At 68.9% G+C, this 25,731-nt stretch carries 25 protein-coding genes and 1 pseudogene; 8 read left to right on the forward strand and 18 right to left on the reverse strand.

Annotated features, from left to right (window positions below):
• Positions 1-4: 4 nt before the first annotated feature.
• The 3 genes from AB0N66_RS35645 to AB0N66_RS35655 are packed head-to-tail and all read right to left on the reverse strand — an operon-like array spanning position 5 to position 2,888.
• Positions 5-754: a cupin domain-containing protein gene (locus tag AB0N66_RS35645; protein WP_365442905.1), complete on the reverse strand. Its 750-nt coding sequence runs from the start codon at positions 752-754 to the stop codon at positions 5-7.
• Positions 748-1,689 carry a PmoA family protein gene (locus AB0N66_RS35650; protein WP_365442907.1) on the reverse strand — a complete coding sequence of 314 codons (942 nt, stop codon included), beginning with the start codon at positions 1,687-1,689 and terminating at the stop codon, positions 748-750. The genes AB0N66_RS35645 and AB0N66_RS35650 overlap by 7 nt, the downstream gene beginning before the upstream one ends.
• Positions 1,686-2,888, reverse strand: a complete 1,203-nt coding sequence (locus AB0N66_RS35655) for a Gfo/Idh/MocA family oxidoreductase (RefSeq protein WP_365442909.1) — start codon at positions 2,886-2,888, stop codon at positions 1,686-1,688. The genes AB0N66_RS35650 and AB0N66_RS35655 overlap by 4 nt, the downstream gene beginning before the upstream one ends.
• Positions 2,889-3,214: 326 nt before the next feature.
• On the opposite strand from AB0N66_RS35655, the gene AB0N66_RS35660 reads away from it, so the two are divergent.
• On the forward strand, positions 3,215-4,090 hold the full coding sequence (locus tag AB0N66_RS35660; RefSeq protein WP_365442911.1) for an undecaprenyl-diphosphate phosphatase: 876 nt from the start codon (positions 3,215-3,217) through the stop codon (positions 4,088-4,090).
• Between the two features lie 46 nt (positions 4,091-4,136).
• Here the strand turns inward: AB0N66_RS35660 and AB0N66_RS35665 are convergent, their stop codons facing one another.
• Complete coding sequence (locus tag AB0N66_RS35665) at positions 4,137-4,697, reverse strand: carboxymuconolactone decarboxylase family protein (protein ID WP_365442913.1); 561 nt, start codon at positions 4,695-4,697, stop codon at positions 4,137-4,139.
• 74 nt (positions 4,698-4,771) lie between these two features.
• Between AB0N66_RS35665 and AB0N66_RS35670 the strand changes: the two genes are divergently transcribed.
• Positions 4,772-5,227: a helix-turn-helix domain-containing protein gene (locus tag AB0N66_RS35670; RefSeq protein ID WP_365442915.1), complete on the forward strand. Its 456-nt coding sequence runs from the start codon at positions 4,772-4,774 to the stop codon at positions 5,225-5,227.
• 68 nt (positions 5,228-5,295) lie between these two features.
• On the forward strand, positions 5,296-5,475 hold the full coding sequence (locus AB0N66_RS35675; protein WP_365442917.1) for a hypothetical protein: 180 nt from the start codon (positions 5,296-5,298) through the stop codon (positions 5,473-5,475).
• Positions 5,476-5,721: 246 nt separating this feature from the next.
• On the opposite strand, the gene AB0N66_RS35680 is transcribed toward AB0N66_RS35675, so the two are convergent.
• Both AB0N66_RS35680 and AB0N66_RS35685 read right to left on the reverse strand, forming a co-directional pair.
• Positions 5,722-6,462 carry an SDR family oxidoreductase gene (locus tag AB0N66_RS35680; RefSeq protein WP_365442919.1) on the reverse strand — a complete coding sequence of 247 codons (741 nt, stop codon included), beginning with the start codon at positions 6,460-6,462 and terminating at the stop codon, positions 5,722-5,724.
• A gap of 210 nt (positions 6,463-6,672) precedes the next feature.
• Positions 6,673-9,054 carry a PAS domain S-box protein gene (locus tag AB0N66_RS35685; RefSeq protein ID WP_365442921.1) on the reverse strand — a complete coding sequence of 794 codons (2,382 nt, stop codon included), beginning with the start codon at positions 9,052-9,054 and terminating at the stop codon, positions 6,673-6,675.
• A gap of 288 nt (positions 9,055-9,342) precedes the next feature.
• On the opposite strand from AB0N66_RS35685, the gene AB0N66_RS35690 reads away from it, so the two are divergent.
• The gene (locus AB0N66_RS35690; RefSeq protein WP_365442923.1) at positions 9,343-11,013 is read left to right on the forward strand and encodes an ABC transporter substrate-binding protein; all 1,671 of its coding nucleotides are present in this window, start codon (positions 9,343-9,345) and stop codon (positions 11,011-11,013) included.
• Between the two features lie 182 nt (positions 11,014-11,195).
• Positions 11,196-13,256 carry a restriction endonuclease gene (locus tag AB0N66_RS35695; protein WP_365442925.1) on the forward strand — a complete coding sequence of 687 codons (2,061 nt, stop codon included), beginning with the start codon at positions 11,196-11,198 and terminating at the stop codon, positions 13,254-13,256.
• Positions 13,257-13,321: 65 nt separating this feature from the next.
• Here the strand turns inward: AB0N66_RS35695 and AB0N66_RS35700 are convergent, their stop codons facing one another.
• Positions 13,322-14,308, reverse strand: coding sequence for an LLM class flavin-dependent oxidoreductase (locus AB0N66_RS35700; RefSeq protein ID WP_365442927.1), 987 nt, complete (start codon positions 14,306-14,308; stop codon positions 13,322-13,324).
• 134 nt (positions 14,309-14,442) lie between these two features.
• Between AB0N66_RS35700 and AB0N66_RS35705 the strand changes: the two genes are divergently transcribed.
• Together AB0N66_RS35705 and lnt are read left to right on the forward strand one after the other, a co-directional pair.
• Positions 14,443-14,931 (forward strand): nuclear transport factor 2 family protein, encoded by a 489-nt coding sequence (locus tag AB0N66_RS35705; protein ID WP_365442929.1) that lies wholly within the window; start codon positions 14,443-14,445, stop codon positions 14,929-14,931.
• A gap of 204 nt (positions 14,932-15,135) precedes the next feature.
• A complete protein-coding gene (gene lnt, locus AB0N66_RS35710; RefSeq protein WP_365442931.1) occupies positions 15,136-16,710 on the forward strand; it encodes an apolipoprotein N-acyltransferase in 1,575 nt (524 codons plus the stop codon).
• Here lnt and AB0N66_RS35715 read toward each other — a convergent pair.
• Positions 16,628-17,539: a Gfo/Idh/MocA family oxidoreductase gene (locus tag AB0N66_RS35715; RefSeq protein WP_365442933.1), complete on the reverse strand. Its 912-nt coding sequence runs from the start codon at positions 17,537-17,539 to the stop codon at positions 16,628-16,630. The genes lnt and AB0N66_RS35715 overlap by 83 nt on opposite strands.
• 225 nt (positions 17,540-17,764) lie before the next feature.
• Here AB0N66_RS35715 and AB0N66_RS35720 point away from each other — a divergent pair, with 225 nt between their 5' ends.
• The gene (locus AB0N66_RS35720; protein WP_365442935.1) at positions 17,765-18,229 is read left to right on the forward strand and encodes a hypothetical protein; all 465 of its coding nucleotides are present in this window, start codon (positions 17,765-17,767) and stop codon (positions 18,227-18,229) included.
• A gap of 98 nt (positions 18,230-18,327) precedes the next feature.
• Here the strand turns inward: AB0N66_RS35720 and AB0N66_RS35725 are convergent, their stop codons facing one another.
• From AB0N66_RS35725 to AB0N66_RS35770, 10 genes and pseudogenes are all read right to left on the reverse strand, one after another.
• Positions 18,328-18,903: a hypothetical protein gene (locus AB0N66_RS35725; RefSeq protein WP_365442957.1), complete on the reverse strand. Its 576-nt coding sequence runs from the start codon at positions 18,901-18,903 to the stop codon at positions 18,328-18,330.
• Positions 18,904-19,212: 309 nt separating this feature from the next.
• Positions 19,213-19,896 carry a uracil-DNA glycosylase gene (gene ung, locus AB0N66_RS35730; protein ID WP_365442937.1) on the reverse strand — a complete coding sequence of 228 codons (684 nt, stop codon included), beginning with the start codon at positions 19,894-19,896 and terminating at the stop codon, positions 19,213-19,215.
• Positions 19,897-19,977: 81 nt separating this feature from the next.
• Positions 19,978-21,561: an ABC transporter substrate-binding protein gene (locus tag AB0N66_RS35735; RefSeq protein ID WP_365442939.1), complete on the reverse strand. Its 1,584-nt coding sequence runs from the start codon at positions 21,559-21,561 to the stop codon at positions 19,978-19,980.
• Positions 21,562-21,833: 272 nt separating this feature from the next.
• Positions 21,834-22,595, reverse strand: a complete 762-nt coding sequence (locus tag AB0N66_RS35740) for an SDR family oxidoreductase (protein ID WP_365442941.1) — start codon at positions 22,593-22,595, stop codon at positions 21,834-21,836.
• A 17-nt stretch (positions 22,596-22,612) separates the two neighbouring features.
• Entirely contained in the window at positions 22,613-23,374 is a 762-nt protein-coding gene (fabG, locus tag AB0N66_RS35745) for a 3-oxoacyl-ACP reductase FabG (protein ID WP_365442943.1), read from the reverse strand.
• Between the two features lie 159 nt (positions 23,375-23,533).
• Positions 23,534-23,917, reverse strand: coding sequence for a DUF3037 domain-containing protein (locus AB0N66_RS35750; RefSeq protein ID WP_365442945.1), 384 nt, complete (start codon positions 23,915-23,917; stop codon positions 23,534-23,536).
• A complete protein-coding gene (locus AB0N66_RS35755) occupies positions 23,914-24,723 on the reverse strand; it encodes a HipA family kinase (protein ID WP_365442947.1) in 810 nt (269 codons plus the stop codon). Before AB0N66_RS35755 ends, AB0N66_RS35750 begins: the two co-directional genes overlap by 4 nt.
• A gap of 76 nt (positions 24,724-24,799) precedes the next feature.
• Entirely contained in the window at positions 24,800-25,144 is a 345-nt protein-coding gene (locus AB0N66_RS35760) for a tyrosine-type recombinase/integrase (protein ID WP_365442949.1), read from the reverse strand.
• Positions 25,145-25,213: 69 nt separating this feature from the next.
• The gene (locus AB0N66_RS35765) at positions 25,214-25,549 is read right to left on the reverse strand and encodes a hypothetical protein (protein WP_365442959.1); all 336 of its coding nucleotides are present in this window, start codon (positions 25,547-25,549) and stop codon (positions 25,214-25,216) included.
• A pseudogene (locus AB0N66_RS35770) lies at positions 25,489-25,730 on the reverse strand (transposase); the annotation flags it as partial. The gene AB0N66_RS35765 and the pseudogene AB0N66_RS35770, both read right to left, overlap by 61 nt.
• Position 25,731: the final 1 nt, after the last annotated feature.

The raw sequence follows: 25,731 nt of genomic DNA on the forward strand, positions 1-25,731 counted from the left end.
CAACCTACCGGTCCACCTCTTGGACGTCGTAGACGTCGAGCCGTCCGCACATCCCGAACCGGCCGTGCGCGGACGGCTGTTCAGCACGTACGAGGGCGTCACCTAGGTAGGACGTGTCGCCCCGCTCCAGACGGTCGAGCTGCTGCGCCGTGGCCGCGGCGGCCGCCTCGGCGCCCCGCCGCCACCGCTCGCGCCACTCGGCGAGCCGGGGCCGGACCAGTGCGGCCGCGGCCCGGTGGAACGCGGCGAGCGGCTCGGGCCCGTCCGCTTCGCGCAGCACCCGGTAGCCCTCGACGGCGAGGTCGCGCCGGGCCCGGGCGATCCGCTCCCGCTCCTCCTCGGGCGCGTCGACAGGGATGGCTGTCGCGGCCGCGTACGTCTCGGCGTCGGTCAGGTAGCGCGGCGGCAGGGTGAGAACGGCGTCGCCCGCCTCCGGCAGTCCGTTGTTCTGCATGAGGACGGTGATGCGCAGATCGTCCTCATTGACCAGCCGGTGGACGGTGCCCGGCGTGAACCACGCGACGGTGCCGGGTGAGAGCTGCGTGACCTCGTACCCGGACGTCGTCAGCGTCTGCACCGCGCCGCGCCCGCCGGTGACGACGTACGCCTCCGAACAGGTCAGGTGCACATGCGGAGTTCCGCCACTGACACCGTCGGCCGCGGGCCAGTCGTAGGCACGCAGGTGCGAGACGGCGACGGCTCCCGGGAGACCGGCGAAGGCACCCGCCCCGCCCGGCGCCCATCGGCTCACCACGGATGCTCCTCCAGGTACTTCGCGACGTCCTCGCGTTCCCAGGCCCCCACGGCGACGACAACCCGATAGCGGCGGGTGAGCGTGTCGCCGGGCGCCAGCTCCAGTTCGTCGTAGAAGGCGAGCGACGGGGCGACGGCGGCGAACGGTTCGTTGCGGACGAACCAGTGGGCCGGGTGGGCTCCCGCCTTTCCGGAGTGGTCGTTCTCCGGGGCGTGCGCGAAGACGAGCGTCGCGTGTCCGTCGGAGCCGTCGTGTTCCCCCGAGTACGCGAGCCACGGTGCCTGCCGCCCCATCAGCTCGGCCCCTTCGGAGTCGGGGCCGATGACCCGCCCGTCCCGGAAGGACCGCGGTCCGCGCCAGAACAGGCCCGTGTAGCCCGCCATCTCGCGCCCCGCTGTGGTCGGGCTGCCGAAGCGCAGCGGTACCTCACGCCGGTTGGTGACCGCGGTGGCCCAGGTCAGCGCCCAGGAACCCGACTCGGGATCGACGTCGTGCACCTCGATGCGGCGCTCCTCGTCGGCCCACAGATCACCGTCGTACGGGTGCCAGCTGAGCCGCTCCGCGATGACCGCGCGGCTGTCGTCCGAGTCCACCCGGTCGAAGGCGACGTGCGCCATCGACCCCACGCGCTCTGGGAGTTCGAGATATCCCTTTCCGTGAACGTATATGTTGCCGCCCCACAGGTTCTGGCCGGAGAGGTGCGAGGCCGTCATCTGGAGACCCTTGTGCCAGCGGTGGTCATTGGGCCGGTAGTCCGTGACGACGTTGTTCGCCAGCGTCCTGAGGGGATGCAGATACGGCTTCGGGGACTCCCAGGCGGCCTCGGGACGGTAGACGTAGTTCAACAGCTCGACCCCGGTGCCGACTTCGCTGATGGTCACGCGCTCACCGTGCGCGTGGACGATGCGCAGGCCACCGTCCGGGGACGTGGTCATGCCGTCACTTCCTGGCCCACGGACACCTCGCGAACCACGGGCGCCCAGCCGGGCGCGCCGCCGTGCAGAGCCGCGTAGTACGGATCCCCCGGACCGATCTCCCCGGCACGGACCGTCGTATCCGTGAACGCCGACTTGTACAGCGCCGTGATCAGCTCAAGGCTGGTGCGTCCGTCGGCGCCGCTGCTGCGCGGCCGCTCACCCGCGCGCATGCTCGCGACCAGGTCCCGCAGTTGCGCGAGGTGGGAACTCGGCACGTCCACGCCGAAGTCGCGCCAGGCCGCCACGTCCGCGTCCGGCGTTCCCGGAACCGGCGTGATGCGCCAGTTGTCGTTGCTGTGCCCGTACAGGTGTGTGAGCTCGACGGTGGCGCGTTCGCAGTCGATGCGGATGCGGCTGACCTCGTCCGGGCTCAGGACGCTGTTGACGACAGTCGCCAGCGCGCCGTTCTCGAAGCGGACGAGAGCGGTCGACACGTCCTCCGTCTCCACGTCGTGCACGAGGCGTCCGGCCATGGCGCGCACCTCGCTCCACGGCCCCATCAGGTCAAGGAGCAGATCCATCTGGTGGATGCCGTGCCCCATCGCGGGCCCACCGCCCTCGGTCTCCCAGCGTCCGCGCCAGGGCACGGCGTAGTAGTCGGCGTCGCGGTACCAGGTGGTCTGGCAGTGCGCGACGAGCGGACGGCCCATGGCCGCCGCGGCGATCAGGCGCTTCACCTGGCGAGCACCCGAGCCGAACCGGTGCTGGAAGACGATCGCGGCGTACGGCCCCCCGCCCAGCCCCTCCTCCGCCTCGACGGCGTCGAAGTCGGCGAGCGTCAGGACCGGCGGCTTCTCGCACCACACCCACGCACCGGCGCGCAGCGCCGCAACGGTCTGCTCGCGGTGCAGGGTCGGCGGCGTGCAAATGACGACCAGGTCCGGCCGCTGCTCTTCGAGCATGCGGTCCAGATCGGTGTACGCGTGCGGAATGCCTGCCTCCGCGCAGAACTCCCGTACGGCGTCCTCGGCGATGTCGACCGCGGCGACGATCTCCGTCTCCCCCTCCTCGGCGAGTCGGGCGAGCGCGGGGACATGGCTCCCTCGTGCGATGGCACCCGTACCGATGACGGCGGCCCTGATACGGCGGCCGTCGAGCGGCGCCCCGAGGCGGTTCGGGGAGGCCGCGGGGCTGGTGGCGTTGCGGGGTGTACGCATGGGCGTGATCAGCACTCCATCGGACGTGGTCGTCAGACGTTGGCCAACGCATGTTGACACCCGGGCGAACCTCGGCGGCAGCAAGCGCTTTCTCAACTGCTGAAACGTATGCGTCGGCCCAGCCGCAGGTCAACACCGAGAACGCGGTCGTCCAGCCCCCGGACCGAGCTCCGGGGGCACCCGGCGGCATCCAGCTACGAAACCCCTGTGGCAGAACTGTCGGACGGGGACGCTACGCTGCCCTCAACACCGCCCGTGATCACCGCGATCAGCGGCGCGGTGCGCCCGTCGCCCCTCCACGATCAGTACTGGGACCACGTAACTTCATGTCTTGGTTTGAATCCCTCATCCTCGGACTCGTCCAGGGGCTGACCGAGTTCCTTCCCGTGTCTTCCAGCGCGCATCTGCGTCTGACGGCGGCGTTCGCGCGCTGGGAGGACCCGGGCGCGGCCTTCACCGCGATCACCCAACTCGGCACCGAGGCCGCGGTATTGATCTACTTCCGCAAGGATGTCGCGCGGATCATCTCGGCGTGGTCCCGCTCGCTGGTGAACAAGGCGATGCGAAGCGATCACGACGCGCAGATGGGCTGGCTGGTGATCGTCGGCTCGATTCCGATCGGTGTGCTCGGGGTGACGCTCAAGGACCAGATCGAGGGGCCGTTCCGCGATCTGCGGATCACCGCGACGATGCTGATCGTGATGGGCATCGTCATCGGTATCGCCGACCGGCTCGCCGCCCGCGACGAGACGGGCGGGAAGCACCGGGCCGCCAGGGAACGCAAGACACTTCAGGACCTGAACACCAAGGACGGCCTGCTCTACGGCCTCTGCCAGGCGATGGCACTGGTCCCCGGCGTCTCCCGGTCCGGCGCGACCATCAGCGGCGGCCTGTTCATGGGCTACACCCGTGAGGCGGCGGCCCGTTACTCCTTCCTCCTCGCCATGCCGGCCGTGCTCGCCTCCGGGGTCTTCGAGCTCAAGGACGCCAGCGAGGGGGGCCATGTCGACTGGGGCCCGACGGCCTTCGCGACGGTCATCGCCTTCGTGGTCGGGTACGCCGTCATCGCATGGTTCATGAAGTTCATCTCGCACAAGAGCTTCATGCCGTTCGTCTACTACCGCATCGCGCTCGGCATCGTCATCATCGCGCTGGTGACGACGGGTGCGCTCAGCCCGCACGCCGCGGAGTCGTCAGGCTGACGACTCCGGTTCCGGCACGCCACCACCGAGTCGGCATGCCGACGGTTCAACTCCCCGGCAGGGCGCGCGCCCAGGGTTCCTGCTCGATCCGCAGACCATTGGCGACATAGGCGATCGTCCGGTACCAGCCCGCGAGGACCAGCAACTCCAGGACTTCGAGTTCGTCGAGGTGCTCCCGCAGTCCGCTCCACGCCTCGTCGCTCAGCTGTGCGGCGGCGTGGAGTTCGTCCACGGCGCGCAGCAGGGCCGTCTGGCGTGCTGACCAGGTGGGATCGTCGGCTTCGCCGGTCGCGGTGAGGGTGATCTGTTCCTGACCGAGTCCGGCCGCTTCGGCGAACACCGCCATATGGACGCCCCACTCGTACGCGCACCCGGAGCGGGCCGCGACGCGGGCGATGACGAGTTCACGGTCGGCGTCGCGCAGCCTGCCGTGGAAGAGGAGTGCCTCGCCCAACACCTGCATGCCCGAGGCCAGTTCGGGGTGGCGGACCAGGACCTTGAAGAGCATCAGAGGTTCACGGGTGGCGCCGGGCGGCATCCACCTGTGCAACGCGCGGTCGATCTCGGGCTCGTAGGGCGGCGTGACGCCGTCGATGCGCTGCTTCATGCCCTGCACCCTTGCGCTTCTGAAATCGAAGCGCAAGGGTGAGAAGTGAGCAAGTCCCCACGAGAGGTACTCACTTGAGCACACGACCCGAGCCGGACCAGTCCGCCGCCGAGACCTCATCACCCGGCGTCTCACCACCGGGCACCCCGGCACCCGACACCTCGGCGCCCAACAGCCTGGCTCCCAACACCCCGGTACCCGGCCGGCCAGTGCGTGGCTCGACGAGTGGCCGCCCCGTCATGGCGGCATTGGACCTCCTCGGCAGGCGCTGGATGCTGCGCGTCATCTGGGAACTCCACCGTGGCGGCGCCCCGACCGGCTTCCGCGACCTGCAGCGCCGCTGCGACGGTATGTCCTCCAGCGTCCTGTCCACCCGCCTGACGGAACTCCGCGAGGCCGGCATCACCGCGTCGACCGCCCACTCCACCTGGCATCTCACCCCGCTCGGCGACGAGTTGGTGAGCTCGATGGGCCCCCTGCTGGACTGGTCCCGCACCTGGGCCGAGCGACAGTCGACGCGGCGGCCGTGACCAACCACATACGTCCTGAGTAGCCGTCTGGTAGCGCACTGTCAGTCCTTGCCCCTAGGCTTGCAGGCATGTCCCCGAATTTCGTGCACTCTGGTTCCGTGCGGTCCGCCGCCGCGGTGAACGAACAGATTCGCGCGCTGTGGATGCGCGCGGGCGGCTCCCTCTCAGCTCAGGAGCGAGCGGAGTACGAGCTGTTGGTCGTGGAGTGGGCCAAGGCGATACGCGGCGAGATCATCGAGGCGGCCTGAGACCGGAGTCCGATCACCCGGGCTGCCTGGGGCGGGGTCCGATAACCGGGGCGGCTTGGGGGCAGGGGCCGAGTGGGCCCGCCTCGCCTCGGCGCGCGCTCCCGTTAGCGCTCGCGTGGACCCAAGTGCGCGGCCGCGCGACGGCGACGGCGACGGCGCGATGACGCTGCGCAAGTGGCGGCGCGATGACGCTCCGGGGGTAACGGCGGCGGCGCTCGAACAAGCCGAGCCGGACCGCCCCGTACGTCACCGTCCGCCAGCAACCCGCAGCACAGCCCCCGTCGTGTACGAAGCGTCAGGAGACATCAACCAGGCGATGGCGGCGGCGATTTCCCCGGCCTGGCCGGCCCGGCGGAGCGGAACCGCGGACCCGGTGCGCTCGGCACGGCCCGGATCGCCCATCGCCGCATGCATCTCGGTGTCGATCATTCCCGGCGCGACCGCGTTGACGCGGATGCCGTCGGGGCCGAGCTCCTTGGCGAGGCCGATCGTCAGGGCGTCGACGGCCGCCTTGCTCGCCGCGTAGTGGACGAACTCCCCCGGGCTGCCGAGCGTTGCGGCCGCCGAGGAGACGTTCACGATGACGCCGCTTCCCCAGGCCGCCATCGAACGGGCCGCCCGCCGCGAACACAACAGCGTGCCCAGGAGGTTGACCTCCACCACCCGCCGCAGATCGGCGGGGTCGGCGTCCGCGAGCCTGCCGAGCGGGCCGGTCACCCCGGCGTTGTTCACCAGACCCGTCACCGGTCCCAGCCGGTCCGCCGCCGTGTCGAACAGCCGCTCCACGTCGGCTTCGTCGGAGGTATCGCCGCGGACCGTGACGCAGCGTGCCCCGGCGGCCCGGACAGCGGCGGCGGTCCATTCGGCGGCGGCGCCGTCACTGACGTACCCGAGCGCGATGTCGTGCCCGTCCGCCGCGAGGCGCGTACAGGTCGCGGCACCGATCCCCCGGCTGCCGCCGGTGATAACAGTGACAGGACGTGACATAACAGTCTTCCAGCAGCGCGAATGGATCGCTCTACGATCGCAGATGCGCCAGCATGTCCTCGCCGAGATGTACGGCCTCTCAACTGGCAGCATCACCGCCCCGCAGTCGAGTTCCCCACAAGTACGAGGCTGTGGATCTCCGTTGCGAGCGGTGTCACACCGTAGATGCTCACGATCAGCCGGGCCGGTGCGCCCCCGTCCCCCATCACCTCACCGCTGCTCGGTCCTGCCGCCTGTTTCCGTCCTCGGCGGCTCGGTGTCGAACGGAAGCGTGACGACGAGCGATGTTCCGCCACCGTCCGGGCTGTCGATCCTGATCGTCCCGTCGAGCGCCTCGACTCGATCTTGCAAGCCGACGAGGCCCGAACCCCGGCTGGAATCCGCTCCGCCGACACCGTCGTCGCGAATCGACAGCAGTAGGCCACCGTCGCGCAGCGCGAGCGAAACCTCTATGTGCGACGCTCGCGCATGCTTCGTCGCATTCGCCAACGCCTCCGACGCGACGAAGTACGCCGCAACCTCGATCGGCTCAGGGAGCCGCGCTTTCGTCGTGACATCGAGCTCGACGGGAATCGCCGAACGGCGCGCGAGCGTACGCAAGGCCGGACCGACACCGCCCGCGGAAAGGATCGCGGGGTGGATCCCACGCGAGATCTCCTGGAGGTCGTCGATCGCGGCGGCCAGTCCCGTCGCGAATCGGGACAGCGAGGCTCGAAGATCGTGCCTCTCGGGAGGAGCGTTCGCCTCCTCGGCGCGCACATCCAGTACGAGCGAGACCAACTGCTGCTGCGTGCCGTCGTGGAGGTCTCGCTCGATCCGGCGGCGAGCCGCGTCGGACGCCGCGACGATCCGTCTGCGCGAGGCGGCAAGCTCGGCACGGCTGTCCGCGTTCGCGATCGCGGTCGCGAGTAGCTCCGTGAAGTCGGTCATGCGCTGCTCGGCGTCGGCCGGAAACTGTTCGCGGCTCGTCGCGGCGGCAATCGCCCCCCAGAGAGTGCCTCCGACCACAATCGGAACCGCCACGGAACAGCGAATCCCCAACCGTTGCGCTCTGCGCTTGACGAATTCTGACGCGCGGCTGAAGTCGTCGACGCGAGCCGGCCGGCCGGTTCGCACCACCATGGTCAATGCCAACCCCGACTCGAGTTTCAAACGACTGCCCACCGGCAGTACGTCAAGCGCGGTCCCTCTGCTGGCGACGATGGCCATCGTCCCGTCAGGCTCGAGCCTCCCGATCGTGGTGGCCTCGGCGTCGAGGAGCCGCTCCCCCTCCTCGGCGACAGCCGCGAAGACCTTCACCGGCGGCACGCCCCTGGCGACTAGGGTCGCCACGCGCCGCAGCGCCGCCTGCTCACCCGCAAGCCGTCTCAACTCGCTCTCGGCCCGCCGACGTTCTGTCACGTCGCGTGCCACCCCGAAGATGGTCCTCTCATTGAGAACAGGGGTCGACCTCCACTCCAGCACTCTGTACGAGCCGTCCTTGCGAACGTAACGGTTCTCGAACGACGTGACCTTCCCCCCTTGGCAGATCGCGGCCACCTGCGCGGCAGTCTCCTCACGGTCCTGCGGATGAACGATCTCGAGATACGGCCGCGCCAGGAACTCCTCCGCCGTGTAGCCGAGAATCTGTTCGACGGCCGGATTGACACGCGTGGCATTTCCCTCGAAATCGGCGACGGCGATCAGGTCCGAAGAGAGATGGAAGATGCGGTCGAGCTCGTCCTGCGCCCTGGCTCGCCGCGCCGCATTGACCCCCAGCACCCCGGCGAGGGCCGCGAGGACCAGGCCGGCCGCCAGGATGTTCCAGGGCAGGACCGCACCGGCCCCGTGCACCGACTCCTGCGGCACAGCGACGTCGAATCGCTCTCCTGCGATCGTGAACGTGCTGTGCACGGCCGCCGCGCCACCGAGATCTCCAACAGAGTTGCCGCCGACGGTGAGTTGGAGCGGCACCGTGTCTGTGGCCGCTCTGCGCAAGGTGAGTTCGGATACGAACAACATCACGAACCCCGGTTCGACGCCTCCCTTGGTGAAGCGCGGAGCGGACCTGATGAGAAAGAGCCCGTTCGTGCCATCTCGTAGGGTCGCCAGAGGAGTTGCGCTTGCCTCATAGAGCCCACTCGCACGAGTCACCGCCGCGGCCACGCCCGGTTCGCTGCCGAGATCGATCCCGGGCACCGTCATGGGAGGGGTGCCGGAAACGAAGGTCGCCGGCAGATACGAGGAACGCGGTCCGACGGGCACGACCCTGAGTCGCCGGTCGCGTGTGACGATGGGAGAGCCGATACGGCGCTCGTATTCGGTACGACGCGCAGTGGGTACCTGCTCCACCCATGCGGCAGTGGGGAAACCGGCCGGCCCGAGCCATCTGGATGCGTTGCTTTCGAACTCCCCGCTTGCGATCTCGGTCCCTGCGGCGCTCCCCATGAACCGGCGGAGACTCTCGGCCAGGGAGGAGCCCTGCTCGACGCGCTCGCGAATCTGCGCTGCCGCGAGTTCGGCGCGGTGCTCGGAGTCACGTTGCGCGTCTCGCTCGCCCAGCATGCGAGCACCGAGGAAGCCGGCAACGGTCAACCCCAGGACCAACGCCACGGTCAAAATCTGCCGAGGCCGCATGCTCCAATCCCCTCGGGTACGAAACACGTTTCCTCCTTCGCCGTTGCCTGTGGAAGACGCGTTCTTGGCCGTCGGTGCACGGTGCGCTAGCTTGACGGAATCGGTCAAGAGGGGGCCCCAGAGCGAGGATTCGGCCGTCTCGGCGGTTCTCCCGAACCGGAGGTGCCGTCGGAGATCAACCGGCTTCGCCGGGCGGTGCGTAACGCGCCGGACCCTCTCCCGTCCGGATGGGCATCGTCCTCAGTGCCCGGGCGAGGAGGTTCGATGACGGACCAGCGCAATGGCCCGCCCACCGGCGGTTTCCGCCGTGCGGTGACCCGGAGGTCGTTCCTGGAGTCTGCGGCGGCGGTGGTAGGGATGCCGATCGCAGGATCGTTGATCGCGGGCTGCGGCAGCCGAGCCACGCCGTCCAAGCAGTTGGTCGTCGCGGCGGCAACGACCCCTCCCAGCCTTGACTGGGAACTTGTGTTCGGCAAGGAAGTGTACGACCACGTCTTCAACTTGAACGACCGGCTGACCCGTTGGAAGAGCATCGCCGCTCCCGGCGAGCCGGACGGCTTCGACCTCGCGTGGCAGGCCGGTGACTACCAGGACATCACCGAGCCACGCATGGCCGAGGGCTGGGAGGTCACCAACGGCGGGAGAACCTACACGTTCTCGCTCCGAAAGGACTGGCCGAGTCACGCAGGGAACGAGTTCACGGCCGACGACGTGAAGTGGACCTTCGACCGGAGCTTCGCGGTCGACGGCATCACGAGCTTCTACAACACCCTCGCCACCATCGAGCGCCCGGAGGATGTGAAGGTCCTCGACCGTCACACGGTCCGTATCGAGCTGGCGGAGCCCGGCCCTGACCTGCTTCTCACCATGAGCGAGTTCTGGCGCGCGATGGTGGACTCCAAGCTGGCGAAAAGCCATGCGACGTCAGGCGATCCCTGGGCGAAGCGCTGGCTGAAAAGCCACGACGTGGGCTTCGGTCCGTTCAAACTCGCCGAGCTCAGCCCTGGGCGCCATGTGGTCTGGGTGGCCCACAAAGAGCATCCCTTCCCTCCCGAGATCGACCAGATCACGTTCAAGCAGGTGCCGAAGTCGTCCGACCGACTCGACGCGCTGATGACCGGAGAAGCCCAGGTTGCTCAGTACCTGTCGCCCGCGGACATGCAAACGCTGGAGAACAGCAAGGACATGCACCTCTGGAACTTCCAGGGCTATGTCATTCACTCGAGCCCCATGAACCCGAAGTACCCACCGCTTGACGACATCCGGGTCCGACAGGCCCTGTCCTACGCGACGCCGTATCAGCGGATCATCGACAAGGTCTACCGAGGGTACGCAGGAGCGGCCCACGGCCCCATCTCGGACCACGCGGCCGGATTCGACCCCTACTTCCACCCGTACACCTACGACCCCGAGCGGGCACGCGAACTGCTGCGGGAGGCAGGCCACGCGAAGGGGTTCAGGACGACGTTGGCCTACAGCACCGCGGAGCCGCTCGGAGAGCCTGTCGGTGCCGAGCTCCGGAGCGCTTTCGGAGACGTCGGAGTGACACTCGAACTCGAAGCGCTGCCGCCCTCGACGTATACGCACGCGTTGTTCGGTGGCGAGCGGCCGATGTTCTTCCAGAGCTTCGGGGCCGATTCGCCGGACCCCGCCTACGCGCTCGGAGTCTTCTACCAGTCGAAGAGCTCCAACAACTGGGGCGGATACAGCAGCGCAAAGGCCGACGCCTGCCTGGCCGAGGCTGGGCTCCCTCAACTCGGTTGGGACCAGCGGGTCGAGGAGCACAAGCGCTGTGCCAGGATCATCGCGAACGACGCCCCTTGGCTGTGGATCGCGCAGCCCGGCTTCCAGGTGGGCACGCGCAAGAACGTGACCGGCATCAACTGGTACGCGGGGGAAGGTGTCGACTGGTCCAAGGTCGACTACACGAACTGACGCCGGTACAACCTTGGCTACTCTCCAGTCACTTGACCTGCGAGGTTGGCTCAGGCCGCCGGCCTTTGACGAATGGATATGCGCGACCGCAGTTGCTGGATAGAGTCGTCTTGTCACAGCTGGTTGTGGGGACAACCAAGGTGCCTTTCGGCTGCCAACGTCCTGGGGAGGGCCTGCAGCAAATGAGTCGTCGCTCTACTGGTTATGTCGGCGTGTGGGCTGAGGTGCAACGGCAGCAGCAGCGCCAGTTGGAAGCCGAAGCCAGACAGCGGAGACAGGAAGCTCAGCAGGCGCGGGCCTACCAGCGACGAGCCGCCCAGAGCCGCCGCGAGTACCGGCAGGCAGATGCACTGCGCCGCACGGAGGAACTCGACGCACAGGTCGCGTCACTGCAAGGCCTTCTCGCCTCGGGTTGTCACGCCCCGGCTTTCCGGGCTTCCTCGCTCATGCGACGCGAAGAGGTCCAGCCCTTCGCTCCAGGACCGTTGGCGCATCCCGTACCCATGCCGGATTTCAATCAGTACCAGACGCAGAGCGGTTGGACCGCGAGTCGCCGGGCCCAGGCACAGGCCGAAGGACGGGCACGCTTCGAGCGGGACTGGCATGCCGCCCAGACGGCGGAGGCTCACCGACAGCAACAACTGGCTTCGTACGAGCGGGAGTACCGCCAGTGGGCCGATGCCCAGCTGGCGGAGGTGCGTGCCCACAACGCCGGCGTCGTCGCGACCACCGAAGGCGTAAGGCGCCGGGATCCCGATTCCGTTGTCGAGTACTTCTCCGCCGCTCTCTACGCCTCCACGGCGTGGCCCGAAGGATTCCCGCGGCAGATTGCGGCGGCCTACGATCCGGCGGCCCGACAGTTGGTACTGGATTGGGAGTTGCCCGCCTACAGCATCGTCCCTGAGGTCAAGTCCGTTCGGTACATGTCCGGGGTGGATCAGGACAAGGAGACCCCCCGTCCGGTGGGCCAGCGCCGAGCCTTGTACGGGGAGGTTCTCGCCCAGTGCATGCTGCTCGTGCTGAACGAGCTCTTCGCCGCGGATGAGCAGGGTGCGCTCGAGTCGGTGGCGTTGAACGGGTTCGTGGAGGGACATGACCCTACGACGGGCCGACCGGGCCAGATGTTCCTCGCAACCGTCATGGCTTCGCGTTCTTCGTTCCGTGACCTGCACCTGGCACAGGTGGACGCGGGTAGTTGCCTGGCCGACGGGCTGCGCGGGCAGCTCTCGGCCCGGCCGGACCAACTCACCCCGGTACGGCCGAGTCGGCGGCCACAAGACGTCGGAAACCGCGTTGTCGCCCACGGCAGCGATGAGGAACCGGACCTGTACGACATGGATCCGGTCGCATTCGAGGACCTCGTCGCCGATCTCTTCCGAGCCATGGGAATGCAGGCGGTGACGACCCAACGCTCCAACGACGGCGGAGTGGACGTCGACGCGCTGGATCCGACGCCGATCCGAGGCGGCAAGATCGTCGTTCAGGTGAAGCGCTACCGCAACACGGTCCCGCCAACCTCCGTACGCGACTTGTACGGAACTGTGCAGGACGCGGGCGCCAACAAGGGCGTCCTTGTGACGACGTCAGGGTTCGGCCCCGGCTCGCACACCTTCGCCAACGGCAAGCCGCTGGAACTCATCTCGGGCAGCGAGCTCGTCGACCTGCTGCATCGGCACGGGCTGCGCGGGCGACTGGGTGAGGGTGGCCGGCCATCCGCACCGCGGCCGACCCCGTCGAACCCACCCACTCGGCTGCCCGACGACTACAACGTCCTGGGCATGTCGTGGACCGGAAGCGTCGCCCTGGATGTGTGCGCGCTCGTCTGCCACGGCAACCGCGTCCTCAGTGACGATCACTTCGTCTTCTTCAACAACCCACAGACACCCGACGGTTCAGTACGTGCCCTTCCCGCGACGGTGCCCGACAAGGCCGCGATCTGCGTTTCCTTCGACGGGCTACCGACGGAGGCCGATCGGTTCGTACTGGTCGCGGCCATCGACCCGGAGGTCAACCCGGACGCCGATCTTTCCGGCTTCACCGATGCCTGCATCCGGCTCCTCGATCCGGAGATGTCCGAGCTGGGACAGCTCGAGGTCTCCGACGGCCGACCGCTCGAAACCGCCTTGGTACTCGGATCCTTCCGCCGAAGGCCGAACGGAGACTGGGAGTTCGTCCTCGGCGGCAAGGGCTACGCAAGCGGCCTGGAGGAACTCGTTCAGGACTACGGCATCGATGTCGAGTAGCTCAGCCCGAGTCCAGACGTCTGACGAACAGTTCGGGGCGCCGGCACGCACGTACCTGTCCGTGGCTATGACGCCGTCGGCATCATGACGTGCCGTCTGACGAGTTCGTACGACCTCAATCGGTCGGCCAAAGCGTAGACGGGCGTCACCAGCATGAGTTCGTCCGCGCCGGTCACGTCGACGAGGTCCGCCAGGTGCTTCGCCACGGTGTCGGGTGAGCCGTATGCCTGTTGGGCACGGAAGCTCGTCAGCGCCTGCGCCTCTTCTTCGGTGAACGAGTGGGTCGCGGCCTCTTCGGGCGTGGGGAAGGCGAAGTCGCCCCGTCCCTTGAGGAGTGCGGCCTTGAGGACAACCATCGGGCCGGCGAGCCGGGCAGCCTCCTCCTCCGTCTCGGCGCACACCGTTTCCACGCAGATCAGCACGCGCGGGCGCTCGCACCAGCGTGACGGGGAGAAATGCTCGCGGTAGTGGTTCAGCGCGGCCAGGGTGTTGTCCGGCCGAATGTGATGGGCGAAGGCGATCGGCAGTCCGAGTTCCGCGGCGAGCGCGGCACCGGCCGTGCTCGATGACAGCAGCCACGGCTCCGGGAGCGGGTCGAGCGCGACCTCGTCCACCAGGAAACGCAGAGTAGCCGACACGTCGTCGCGGTACTCGTCGTCCGTTGTCGGACCGGCCCCACGGCGCAGAGCCCGCGCCGTGGAGTCGTCGAAGGTGCCCGGTCCACGGCCGATACCCAGGTCGATCCGGCCCCCGTGCAGTGCGGCCAGCGTGCCGAACTGCTCGGCCAGCATGATCGGGGCGTGGTTCGGAGCGAGAACGCCCCCGGAGCCGAGACGGATGGACGACGTCAACGCGGCCGCGTGGGCGGTCAGGACGACGGGCGGGAACGCTCCGATGGCCGGTGAGTGGTGATGCTCGGCGTACCAGAGGCGCAGATAGCCGAGTTCCTCAAGGCGTCGGGCGAACTCGGTGGTGTCTCGCAGTGTGTCTGCCGCTCCCGCGCCCGTTTGGACCATGGCCACTTCGAGCGCGCTGATCGGTACGGTGATCATCCGGTCAGTATAGGAAACGTCCAACAGCGCCAACCCCTCCGCGCGCAAGGCCGATCGGCCGCCGAAACCGATGACTGGTGAATATCACCGCTTTGCCCCTTGGCGTGGAACGCTCCGTAGCCAACACTGATCCAATGACGCAGCGTGTGGAGCTCGCGACCGTGATGGACCGGTTTGCCGTGGATGGACTCGTCACCGAGTACGCGGTGGCAGTGGACGACGGCGACTGGGAGGGGTACCGGGGGCTGTTCGCGCCGGACGGACGCGCCGACTACCGCTCCGCCGGCGGAATCGAGGGAGACGCCGGCCAAGTCGCGGGATGGCTCTCCCAGAGCATGGAACTGTTCCCGATGCGCCAGCATCTGATCGTCAACCGGCGCGTCCGGTTCGAGCTGCTGGAGCAGGACACCGGCGACACAGCCCGGATCCAGGCGGACTACATCAACCCGATGAAGTTCGCGGCAGACGACAACGGTTCCACCGCGCCCGACTTCGTCTGCGGCGGCCGCTACGCCTTCGCACTGGTGCGTACGTACGACGGCTGGCGGCTGCGCGAGGTGGTCGTCCAGGAGAAGTGGCGCCGCACCTCGCAGGCACGTCAGGAGCCCGTAGCCACCACCTGACCGTTCTGACACCCCTCAACAACGCTGAACGGCCGTCGCCTCGGCGTCCCCGCCGAGAGCAGCCGCCACCCGCGCCTCCCGACCAAGAGCAGCCGCCACCGAGCGCCCTGACCGAGAACAGTCGCACCCCGAGCCGACACCCCCTGTCGGAGATCGTCCCCAACGCGCACACTGGAGCCACGCACCGGGGAGGGGAGGCGCCGTATGAACAGGCCCGAGCGCCGGCTCGCTTCTCCCTGGCGACGTGGCATCCTCGCCGTGGCGGCCGGCGCGCTGCCCGTGTTCGCCTTCCCCGCCCCTTCCTTGTGGTGGTTCGCGTACGTCGCCCTGGTGCCCTGGATCCTGCTGGTCCGCGCGGCCCCGACGGCAAAACGGGCCGCGTACGACGGCTGGCTCGGCGGCCTCGGTTTCATGCTGGCCGTGCACCACTGGCTGCTGCCGAGCCTGCATGTGTTCACAGTGGTCATAGCCGCGCTGCTCGGCGTGCTGTGGGCCCCCTGGGGCTGGCTCGTACGGCGGCTCCTCGGCGGTACGCCGTCGCCCGGGCAGGTCGCGGCGGCGCTCGTGGTACTGCCGTCCGGCTGGCTGATGGTCGAACTCGTCCGGTCCTGGCAGGGGTTGGGCGGCCCCTGGGGTCTGCTCGGGTCGAGTCAGTGGCAGGTGGGGCCGGCGCTGCGGCTCGCCTCGGTCGGCGGGGTGTGGCTGCTCAGCTTCCTGGTGGTGACGGTCAACGTCGCCGTCGCCGTACTCGTCTCGGTTCGCGGGGCCCGAATACCCGCCGTGGCCGGCCTGGTCGCCACCGCCGCCGCGACCTCGGCGGCCTGGGCGTGGTCGCCGCGCCCCGACGCGGACGGCGCGGTCCGGATCGCCGTCGTACAACCCGGAGTCGTCAACGGCCTGGACAGTATCGAGAAGCGCTTCGCGCGCGAGGAGGCGCTCACCCGCACGCTCGCCGGACAGGACCTCGACCTGGTCGTCTGGGGCGAGAGCAGCGTCGGCTTCGACCTCGCCGATCGGCCCGACCTGGCGAACCGGATCGCCGCGCTGTCCCGGCTCACGGACGCCGACATCCTGGTGAACGTCGACGCGCGCCGCTCCGACCGGCCCGGCATCTACAAGAGCTCGGTCCTGGTGGGCCCCCAGGGCCCGACCGGCGACCGGTACGACAAGATGCGGCTGGTCCCCTTCGGCGAGTACGTTCCCGCGCGCAGCGTCCTCGGCTGGGCGACGTCCGTGGGCAAGGCGGCGGGCGAGGACCGCAGGCAGGGCACCGAGCAGGTGGTGATGAACGTCGGGCACGGGCTGCGGGTCGGCCCGATGGTCTGCTTCGAGTCGGCGTTCCCCGACATGAGCCGCCATCTCGCCCAGGACGGCGCCGAGGTACTCCTCGCGCAGTCCTCGACATCGAGCTTCCAGCACAGCTGGGCGCCCGAGCAGCACGCCTCGCTCGCCGCGCTGCGGGCCGCCGAGACCGGCCGCTCGATGGTGCACGCGACACTGACCGGCGTCTCCGCCGTCTACGGCCCGAGCGGCGAGCGCGTCGGCTCCTGGCTCGGCACCGACGCGAGCACGACGATGGTGTACGAGGTGCCGCTGGCCCGGGGTGTCACGCCGTACGTCCGGTTCGGCGACTGGCCCGTGCACGCGGCCCTGCTGGTGCTGGCGGCCTTGTGCGCGACGGAGGGCACACGCGCGGTCAGGCTACGGCGGCTCGCTCCTCCACCGCACGTACCACTTGCTCGCACAGCTCATGAGTCGCCAGCGCGTCCCGGGCACTGAGCACCTTGCCCGCGCGCACGGAGTCCAGGAAGGCGAGCACCACCTGCTCGATACCGCGCTGCCTGGCCACCGGTACCCAGTCCCCGCTCCGCCGCACGGTCGGCTGTCCCTTGTGGTCGATCACCTCGGCGAGGTTGAGCACCTGCCGCTTGGTGTCCTGCCCCGAGACCTCGAGGATCTCCTCCGCCGAACCGCTCAGCCGGTTCATCACGCCGAGCGCAGTGAAGCCGTCCCCGGCGAGCTGCAGTACGACGTGGTGCAGCAGTCCGCCCTCGACACGGGCGCGTACGGTCACGTCGTCGATGGGCCCCGGCGCCAGGAACCGCAGCGTGTCGACGACATGGATGAAGTCGTCGAGGATCATGGTGCGGGTCCGCTCCGGCAGCCCGACGCGGTTCTTCTGCATCAGGATCAGCTCCCGCGGGTGGTCGGCGCACTGCGTGTACCCGGGCGCGTGACGCCGGTTGAAGCCCACCGCCAGACTGACGTTCCGCTCCTCCGCGAGCCGCACCAGCCGCTCCGAGTCGGCGAGTTCGTACGCGAGGGGCTTGTCGACGTACGTCGGTACGCCGGCCTCCAGCAGGCGCGTGACGATCTCGGGGTGCGCCACGGTGGCCGCGTGCACGAACGCGGCGTCGAGATCCTGGGCCAGCAGCGCCGCCAGGTCGGTGTGGCGCTGCTCCCGCGGAAGATGGAGGCCGTCGGCGACCCTGGTGAGCGTCGCGGGCGTGCGTGTCTGCACATGCAGCTCGACGCCCGGCTGCACGCTCAGCACCGGCAGATATGCCTTCTGCGCGATGTCACCGAGTCCGATGCAGCCGACCTTCACAGGGGTCTCCTCAAGGAGTGCGTTGCGGGTTTTGGGGTACTTTCCGGGTCTCTGACCTCGCCGGGCCTCGTCGCGAAGCATACGGCTGTTGGGTCGGACGCCTCAGGGCCGCCGGGTCACCTCACGGATTCCGGTGCCCTCCGGAGGAGCGGAAGGATCACCCGTGCGGGGCATCCTCCGCTTGTCCGCTCCCCAAAGAGGGCCCGACACAGCAGAGTTGCGCGGGTGCATCGATCAACCACGACCGCGACGCTCCTGGTCACCGTGGCCGTCACCGCCCTCTCCGGCTGTGTGACCGTCCAGCGGCCCCCCTCTTCCGGCCTTCCGCCCGCACCGTCCGGCCCGTCCGTGCCACGTCCGGACGGCCAGGCCGAGCCGCAGATCGTGCAGGCACCGGCGCGGGAGGCGCTGGAGCTCATCGGTCCGTCCCGAAAACCCTCCCCCAGCGCGCCCGCACCGCGCAGGGCGGCTGCCCCTCCGCCGCCCGCCGCGGCCCCACCGGCCACTCCACGCCGGCCCCGCACCGCCCCGCGTCCCGAACCACCACGCCCGGAGCCACGCATCACCGTCCCGCCCGTTGTCCCGGATATCCCGACGACCACGGACGTCTGTGCCCTCGGCAAGAAGTACGGCGGCTGGTCGGCGGACAGCCCGGAGGCTGTCATCTGTAAGAGGGCATACGGCCACTGACGGAACCGGCGCCTACCGCGCCGGTGCCCGTCCGGCCTGGCATCCGCGTACGGTAAGCCCCCCGTCAGCCCCCGCCCACGCACCCCGCAGTCCCTCGATCAGGTACGCCGTCTCGGCGGCCCCAGCGTCTCTCCTCCGGGTCCGCCCGAGGGACCGGGGCCGCCCAATGACCCGGGCCCCTCCCCCGACCCCGAAGTCCCGTCCCCGTCGAGCCGCGCCTCCAGCCGGCCGATCGCCGCCCGGACACCGTCCCCGTAGCTGTCCTCCCCGAGGGCGCCGACCGCACCGCGCGCCCGGCGCAGATGGGTGCGGGCGGCCTCGGTGCGGCCGAGCTTCACATAGTCGGCGGCGAGGTTCAGATGCAGGGACGGATAGAACGCGCGCACCGCGAGCGACTCGTGGTGCTCGGCGATCCTCCCGTCGGTGAGCTCCTCGGCCGCCGACAACGCCCGTAGGTCCCAGGCGAGTTCATCCGACGGGTCGTCCTGCGTGTCGGCCATGTAGTGCGCCAGCGTGCAGCGGTGCAGGGGGTCGCCGTCCTCGCCGATCTGCGCCCACAGGTCCAGGAACCGGCCCCGGGCCTCCTCGCGGTCACCGCCGTGGTGCAGCATGACGGCCTGTCCGATCCGGGTCATCATGGCATCCGGCGCCGCCTGCTCCTGTTGCTCCGCCACCGCGTCCTCCACAGGCTCGTCACTGATCCTCACGATGCCAACGACGCTAACGGCAGCCACTGACAATCACGCTCAGGCGCCCCCGTACTCCGCTGGGCCAGGCCGGTGACGGTCCTGGCCCAGCGGTGCCCCTAGGGGGTGTCGTTCGGATCACCTCGGATCAGGCCGCGGCGCATGGTGCGGTGCATCGCAAGGCGGAGCATCACCCGCGTACTGGACGTACCCGAGTGATGCGACAACGCGGCGAGGTGCCGTGCCAGGCGTCGCGGACCCGGGGTGATCCGAACGACACCCCCTAGCGGGCACCCGTCAGCCGAGGTCCGGAATCCGCCAGTCGATCGCCTCGTGGCCCTGGGCGGCCACGGCCTCGTCGATCTGCGTGAACGGACGCGAGCCGAACCACTTCTTCGCGGACAGCGGCGAGGGGTGCGCCCCCTTCACCACCACATGCCGCTCCTCGTCGATGAGCGGGAGCTTCTTCTGCGCGTAGTTGCCCCACAGGACGAAGACCGCCGGGTCGGCCCGGTCGGCGACGGCGCGGATGACCGCGTCCGTGAACTTCTCCCAGCCCTTGCCCTTGTGCGAGTTGGCCTCTCCGGCGCGCACGGTGAGCACCGCGTTGAGCAGCAGTACGCCCTGCTCGGCCCACGGCAGCAGATAGCCGTTGTCCGGGATCGGGGTGCCCAGCTCCTCCTTCATCTCCTTGTAGATGTTGCGGAGTGAGGGCGGGGTCTTCACACCCGGGCGGACGGAGAAGCACAGACCGTGCCCCTGGCCCTCGCCGTGGTACGGGTCCTGACCGAGGATCAGCACCTTCACCCGCTCGTACGGCGTCGCGTCGAGCGCGGCGAAGACCTCCTCCCGCGGGGGGTAGACGGGGCCCTTCGCGCGCTCCTCCTCGACGAACTCGGTGAGTTCCTTGAAGTAGGGCTCCTGCAACTCGTCGCCCAGGACGTCGCGCCAGGACTCGGGCAGCATGGCGATATCGGTCACGTCAACTTCCTCCGATGTGCGGTCACTTCCAGACCACAGAACCTACCGCCGCCCACTGACAACCGGGTCCGAACCCCGGCGCTACCAGCTGGTCTTCCGGTACAGCTCCCACATCGTCATGATCGTCGACGGGTCGAGGGCGACCTCGCCACCCGAGATGTCCTCACTGGCGGCCACATACTGCTTGCCCTGCCACAGCGGCAGCAGCCGGGCGTCGTCCACGAGGATCTGCTGGGCCTCCTCGAACTCCTTGACGACGGCTCCGCGGTCGGTCTCGCGCCGTGACTCGGGAAGCAGGTTGTTGGTGATGTGCGGGGCCGGATAGGGCGTACCGAGCGCGTTCTCCTCGCCCACGAAGGGCGCGATGAAGTTCTCGGCGTCCGGGAAGTCGGGGAACCAGCCTCGCCCGAACACCGGGTACTCGCCCTTGCGGTAGCCCGCTTCATACGTCTTCCAGGGGCGGCTCTTGAGGGTGACCTTGAACAGGCCGGAGTCCTCCAGCTGGCTCTTGAGCTCTCGGAACTCGGGGGCGGTCTCGGAGCCGTAGCGGTCGGTCGTGTACCAGAAGGTGAGCGGGACGCGCTCGGTGATGCCCGCCTCCAGGAGGAACTGCCGGGCCTTGGACGAACTGGGTGACCCGTAGTCGTCGAAAAAGCCCACCGTGTGGCCGACCAGCCCCTTGGGGACCATGGAGTACAGCGGCTCGACGGTGTCCTTGTAGATCTTGTTCGCGATCGCCGGCCGGTCGACGATCTGGGCAACGGCCTTGCGGACGGCCGGTATTGCGGCCCACCGGTCCTTCGGGTTGAACACCAGGTAGCTGATCTCGGTGCCCGCACCCTCGATGAGCTGGATGCCCTTGTCAGGGTCCTGCCCCCGGAGGGAGACGATGTCCGAGGCGGCGAGGCCGCGGAAGGTGACGTCGATGTCCTTGTCGCGGAGAGCGGCGACCATCTGGGCCGAGTCCTGGAAGTAGCGGATGGTCACCGCGTCGTTCTTGCGGTCGGCGAAGCCTTTGTAGCGGTCGTTCGTGACGAGTTCCGCCTGCTTGCCCTCTTCGTAGGACCGCAGCGTGTAGGGCCCGGAGCCGGTGACCTGGTCGCCGTTGCGCAGGGCGTCGGCGGGGTAGTCCTCGGGATCGACGATCGACATGGCGGGCGTGGCCAGGACGAACGGGAAGGTCGCGTCGGATTTGTTGAGGTGGAAGACGACCTCACGGTCGCTCAGCGCCTGGACTCGGTCGAGGCTGCCCAGCAGGCCCGCGGGGCCGCCGACGACAGCGATCTTCCTGATCCGGTCGATCGAGTACTTGACGGCGAGCGCGTCGAGTGTGTCCCCGTCGGAGAACTTCATTCCCGCGCGCAGCCGACAGCGGTACGTGCGATTCGACGTGTCGGTGAACTTGCACTCGGCCGCGTCGGGCGCGGGCTCGACCGCGCCATTGGGATAGCTCAGCAGCGTCTGGTAGATGTTGCGGAACAGCTCCCAGGAGCCGTCCCAGGACGCCGCCGGATCCAGCGTGCTCGGAGCGCTGGTGGTGCCCACGACGATCGGCCCCTCGTCCTCGGACGCACCCGAGGAGAGGACGCCGCACCCGGCCACCACGGATATCGCCGTGAGCGTCGCCAGCTGCCGCAGCGATCGGTTCCGATTCCGGTTGAACACGCGCTCGCTCCTCGATCTGCCGTACCAAGGGACGACGGCAGACCATACCGCAGTGCCCCGCCGGGGGAACCACGTTCCCGGCAGGGCACTTGATCAGCATGTATGTGACTACGTTGTCATGCTTCTGTGCGTCCGTGATGCGTTGACGCGGGTGCGATTTCTGTCAACTTGCATGTCGCAGCAGGGGGCGATTCCGAACGTCGACACTGGCGCGATCCGTACGTCGACAGGGGCGCCCTTCGTGTCAAGGCGCGGCGCCCCCGACGCTGACGTCATCCCACTCCGGCGTTCAGGAAGATGCCGCCGTCGATCACCAGTGTCTGGCCGGTGATCCAGTCCGACTGCTGCGAGGTGAGGAACGCGGCGGCGCCGCCGATGTCCGCGGGGACACCGAGCCGGCCGAGCGGGTACGCCGCGACCACCTCCTCCTCGCGGCCCTCGTACAGAGCCTGCGCGAACTTGGTCTTGACGACGGCGGGCGCGATCGAGTTGACCCGCACCTTGGGCGCGAACTCGTGCGCCAGTTGCAGGGTCAGATTGACCATGGCGGCCTTGCTGATGCCGTACGCGCCGATGAACGGCGAGGCGGAAATGCCCGCGAGGGAGGCGATGTTGACGATCGCTCCGCCGTTGTCCTTCTGCCAGGCGTGCCAGGTCCGCTGGGCGAAGCCAAGAGCCGAGACGACGTTGGTCTCGAAGACCTTGCGTGCCACGTTGAGGTCGAGGTCGGCGATGGGGCCGAACACCGGGTTCGTACCGGCGTTGTTGACCAGGTAGTCGACGCGGCCGAAGGCCTCCATGGTGCGCTCGACGGCGACGGCCTGGTGGGCCTCGTCGTGGGCCTTGCCCGCGACGCCGATGACGCGGTCGGCACCGAGTGCCTCGACGGCTTCCTTGAGGGCGTCCTCGTTGCGGCCGGTGATGCAGAGCCGGTCACCGCGGGCGATCAGGGCCTCGGCAACTCCGTAGCCGATGCCGCGGCTCGCGCCGGTGATCAGCGCGACCTTGCCCGAGAGCTCGGCGAGTGTGGTCATGTCCGTGTCCCCCGGCTTCAGTTGAGCGGTCCGCCGGCGACGTACAGCACCTGGCCGGAGACGAATCCGGCCGCCTCGCCCGTGAAGAAGGCGATCGCGTTGGCGATGTCGTCCGGGTTGCCGACGCGCTGCACGGGGATCTGGGTCGCGGCGGCGGCCTGGAAGTCCTCGAAGCCCATACCGATGCGGGCGGCCGTCGCGGCGGTCATGTCGGTGACGATGAAGCCGGGCGCCACGGCGTTCGCGGTGACGCCGAACTTGCCGAGCTCGAAGGCGAGCGTCTTGGTGAACCCCTGCAGACCGGCCTTGGCGGCGGAGTAGTTGACCTGGCCCCGGTTGCCGAGCGCGGAGGACGAGGACAGGTTGACGATCCGGCCGAACTTCGCGTCCACCATGTGCTTCTGAACGGCCTTCGCCATCAGGAAGGCGCCGCGCAGGTGCACGTTCATGACCGTGTCCCAGTCGGACGTGCTCATCTTGAACAGCAGGTTGTCGCGGAGCACACCCGCGTTGTTCACCAGGATCGTCGGCGCACCGAGCTCCTCGGCGATCCGCGCGACGGCCGCCTCGACCTGGGCCTCGTCGGAGACGTCGCAGCCGACCGCGATGGCCCTGCCACCGGCAGCGGTGATCTTCTCGACGGTGTCCTTGCACGCGGCCTCGTCGAGGTCGATCACCGCGACGGCGCGGCCCTCGGCGGCCAGTCGTACGGCGGTCGCGGCACCGATGCCGCGCGCGGCACCGGTGACTACGGCGACGCGCTGCTCAGTGGTGGACATTGCTGGTTCTCCTCGCCCTTGAAAAGCCCTGCGGCCTGAATTGCCCTGCTGCTCACACGGTACGCCCGTCCGGTGAGCAACCGCTTAGTACCTTCAGCAGACGTGACGCTAGAAGCCCTGGCACCCGGTGTCAACGGCACACCGCGCGCGTGTGATCCATTACCTGACCAGCAACGCGAGCAGCCGCTCCGCCTCGGACTCCGGATCCGCGGTGAGCCCCGTGTGTACGGGCCCCGGCTGGACGACCGTGGAACGGGGCGCGATCAGCCACCGAAAACGCCGCCCGGCATCGTCGTGCGCCGCCTGACCTGCCGCTTCCCCTCCCGCGCAGACCCCCTCGACAGCGCGCAGCGCGGCCTGTACGCCCGCCACGTCCGCCTCCGGATCCAGCGCCCGCAGCTTCGTCTCGTCCAGATGCGTGCGGGCGGCGACGAAGGACTTGGCGCGGCAGTACACCAGCACGCCCGCGTTGAAGCACTCACCGCGCTCGACCCGGGGAACCACCCGCAGCAGCGCGTACTCGAAGACGTCCCGCTCGCTCACTTGGTCCCCTTGGTGCCGGCAGTGTCATCGACGCCGTCGACGCGCTCGATGTCGTCGATGCCCTTGATGCGCTCATGGATGGAGGCGGCGCGCGCGAGCAGTGGTTCGGCGTATGCCCGTCTCAGGGCGTCCGTCGTGGCGAACCCGGGCTCGCCGTCGAGCCACTCGTCCGGGATCTCGGCGGTCACCTCGGCGAGCAGCTCCTCCGTGACCAGCGGCGCCAGCTCCGCGGCGGCGGAGGCGATGTCCGGCCCGAAGGGCGCGAGCGCGTGGTCGGTGGCGTCGTACGGCTTGGCGACGGAGGCCTGGGCGCCGGGCCAGTTGTGGTGCCAGATCATCGTGGCGCCATGGTCGATGAGCCACAGGTCGCCGTGCCACACCAGCATGTTGGGGTTGCGCCAGGAGCGGTCGACGTTGTTGACCAGCGCGTCGAACCAGACGACCCGCCCGGCCTCCTCGGGGCTGACCCGGTGAGCGAGGGAGTCGAAGCCGATCGCGCGGGAGAGGAAGTCCATCCCGAGGTTCAGCCCGCCGCTCGACTTCAGCAGGGCCTGAACCTCCTGGTCCGGTTCGCCGAGCCCCAGGACCGGGTCGAGGCCGATCGTCACGAGCCCGGGCACACGCAGGCCCAGCCGGCGGGCGAGTTCACCGCACACGACCTCCGCGACGAGCGTCTTACGTCCCTGCCCGGCGCCGGTGAACTTCATGACGTACGTCCCGAGGTCGTCGGCCTCGACGAGCCCGGGCAACGAGCCGCCCTCACGCAGGGGCGTGATGTAGCGGGTCGCGGTGACCTCTTTTAGCATTTCCCCAGGCCGCCTGTCTTTTTAGCCTTGAAATCCACGAACGCTGCCGGGGAGGCGCCGCAGCGGGAATCGCCCGTCAACGGCCCTGGGGAGAATCTGGGGAGTTTCGACCGGCATGCGGCTCTCCCCCCTTCCCGAGCAGTCCGTCAATGGCGGTTCGACCCTTGCTTCCGGCCTCCGGCATGAAGTGAGCATAGTAACCAAGGGTGATCGCGGGCGAGGAGTGCCCGAGCCACCGAGCCAAGGTCACGACGGACTCTCCGGCCTCCAGCATGAGCGAGGCATAGGTGCGGCGAAGTACGTGGAAGCCGTCCTTCGGAGCCGCCGCCCACTGCCAGTGTTTCGCTCCCTTGGCATGCGGCGGGATGATGCCGACCTCTGCCAGCACGGGCTTCCAGGTGTAGGTGCTCCACGTGTTCACCGCGATGGCGTTGCCGAATCGTGTGGTGAGCAGCAGCGAGAAATTCCTTGCCTGCCCCTCCAGCTTCCCCTACGGAAGCTCCACTTCCACCGGCGGGAACGCCTCGACGTGTTGCTTCAGCTCCTCGGCAACCGAGGAGGGCATGCCGACGACACGGGTCTTCTTCCCCTTCGGCCGGGTGAAGTACAGCTTCCCCTTGATCGCCTGGACTTGGCGGCGGACATGGAGCACGCCTCGCGCGTAGTCGATGTCCTCCGGGCTCAATCCGAACCCCTCGCCCTGACGGAGACCACACCCCAGACCGAGGACGACGGTGATCCGGTTACGCGGGTTGATGACGTCGCACCCGCTCTCGACCAGATGAGAAACCGGCGGTGCGCGGCCGACTTGGATATGCCGAAGCACGGTGGCAAGGGCCGCCAGGCGCAGCCGCTGACCAGGACGTAGATGATGGCCGCGAACAGCGTCTCATCAGGCGGGTCCTGCGTTCCGCCGCCCTGTGGCCGCACCCTCGGCGGCGGGATCAGCGGCCTCGCGTCTCCCACAGCCTGTCCGGAACAATCCAACTCCACGCACCCCGCCCCATG

The organism is Streptomyces sp. NPDC093544 (assembly GCF_040683495.1).
Lineage (GTDB): Bacteria > Actinomycetota > Actinomycetes > Streptomycetales > Streptomycetaceae > Streptomyces.

Bases quoted from the DNA above. Each gene is read 5' to 3' on its own strand.
- AB0N66_RS35650 (WP_365442907.1), bottom strand. From the start codon at position 1,689: ATGACCACGTCCCCGGACGGTGGCCTGCGCATCGTCCACGCGCACGGT.
- AB0N66_RS35655 (WP_365442909.1), bottom strand. From the start codon at position 2,888: ATGCGTACACCCCGCAACGCCACCAGCCCCGCGGCCTCCCCGAACCGC.
- AB0N66_RS35660 (WP_365442911.1), top strand. From the start codon at position 3,215: ATGTCTTGGTTTGAATCCCTCATCCTCGGACTCGTCCAGGGGCTGACC.
- AB0N66_RS35665 (WP_365442913.1), bottom strand. From the start codon at position 4,697: ATGAAGCAGCGCATCGACGGCGTCACGCCGCCCTACGAGCCCGAGATC.
- AB0N66_RS35675 (WP_365442917.1), top strand. From the start codon at position 5,296: ATGTCCCCGAATTTCGTGCACTCTGGTTCCGTGCGGTCCGCCGCCGCG.
- AB0N66_RS35680 (WP_365442919.1), bottom strand. From the start codon at position 6,462: ATGTCACGTCCTGTCACTGTTATCACCGGCGGCAGCCGGGGGATCGGT.
- AB0N66_RS35690 (WP_365442923.1), top strand. From the start codon at position 9,343: ATGACGGACCAGCGCAATGGCCCGCCCACCGGCGGTTTCCGCCGTGCG.
- AB0N66_RS35695 (WP_365442925.1), top strand. From the start codon at position 11,196: ATGAGTCGTCGCTCTACTGGTTATGTCGGCGTGTGGGCTGAGGTGCAA.
- AB0N66_RS35700 (WP_365442927.1), bottom strand. From the start codon at position 14,308: ATGATCACCGTACCGATCAGCGCGCTCGAAGTGGCCATGGTCCAAACG.
- AB0N66_RS35705 (WP_365442929.1), top strand. From the start codon at position 14,443: ATGACGCAGCGTGTGGAGCTCGCGACCGTGATGGACCGGTTTGCCGTG.
- lnt (WP_365442931.1), top strand. From the start codon at position 15,136: ATGAACAGGCCCGAGCGCCGGCTCGCTTCTCCCTGGCGACGTGGCATC.
- AB0N66_RS35740 (WP_365442941.1), bottom strand. From the start codon at position 22,595: ATGACCACACTCGCCGAGCTCTCGGGCAAGGTCGCGCTGATCACCGGC.
- fabG (WP_365442943.1), bottom strand. From the start codon at position 23,374: ATGTCCACCACTGAGCAGCGCGTCGCCGTAGTCACCGGTGCCGCGCGC.
- AB0N66_RS35755 (WP_365442947.1), bottom strand. From the start codon at position 24,723: ATGCTAAAAGAGGTCACCGCGACCCGCTACATCACGCCCCTGCGTGAG.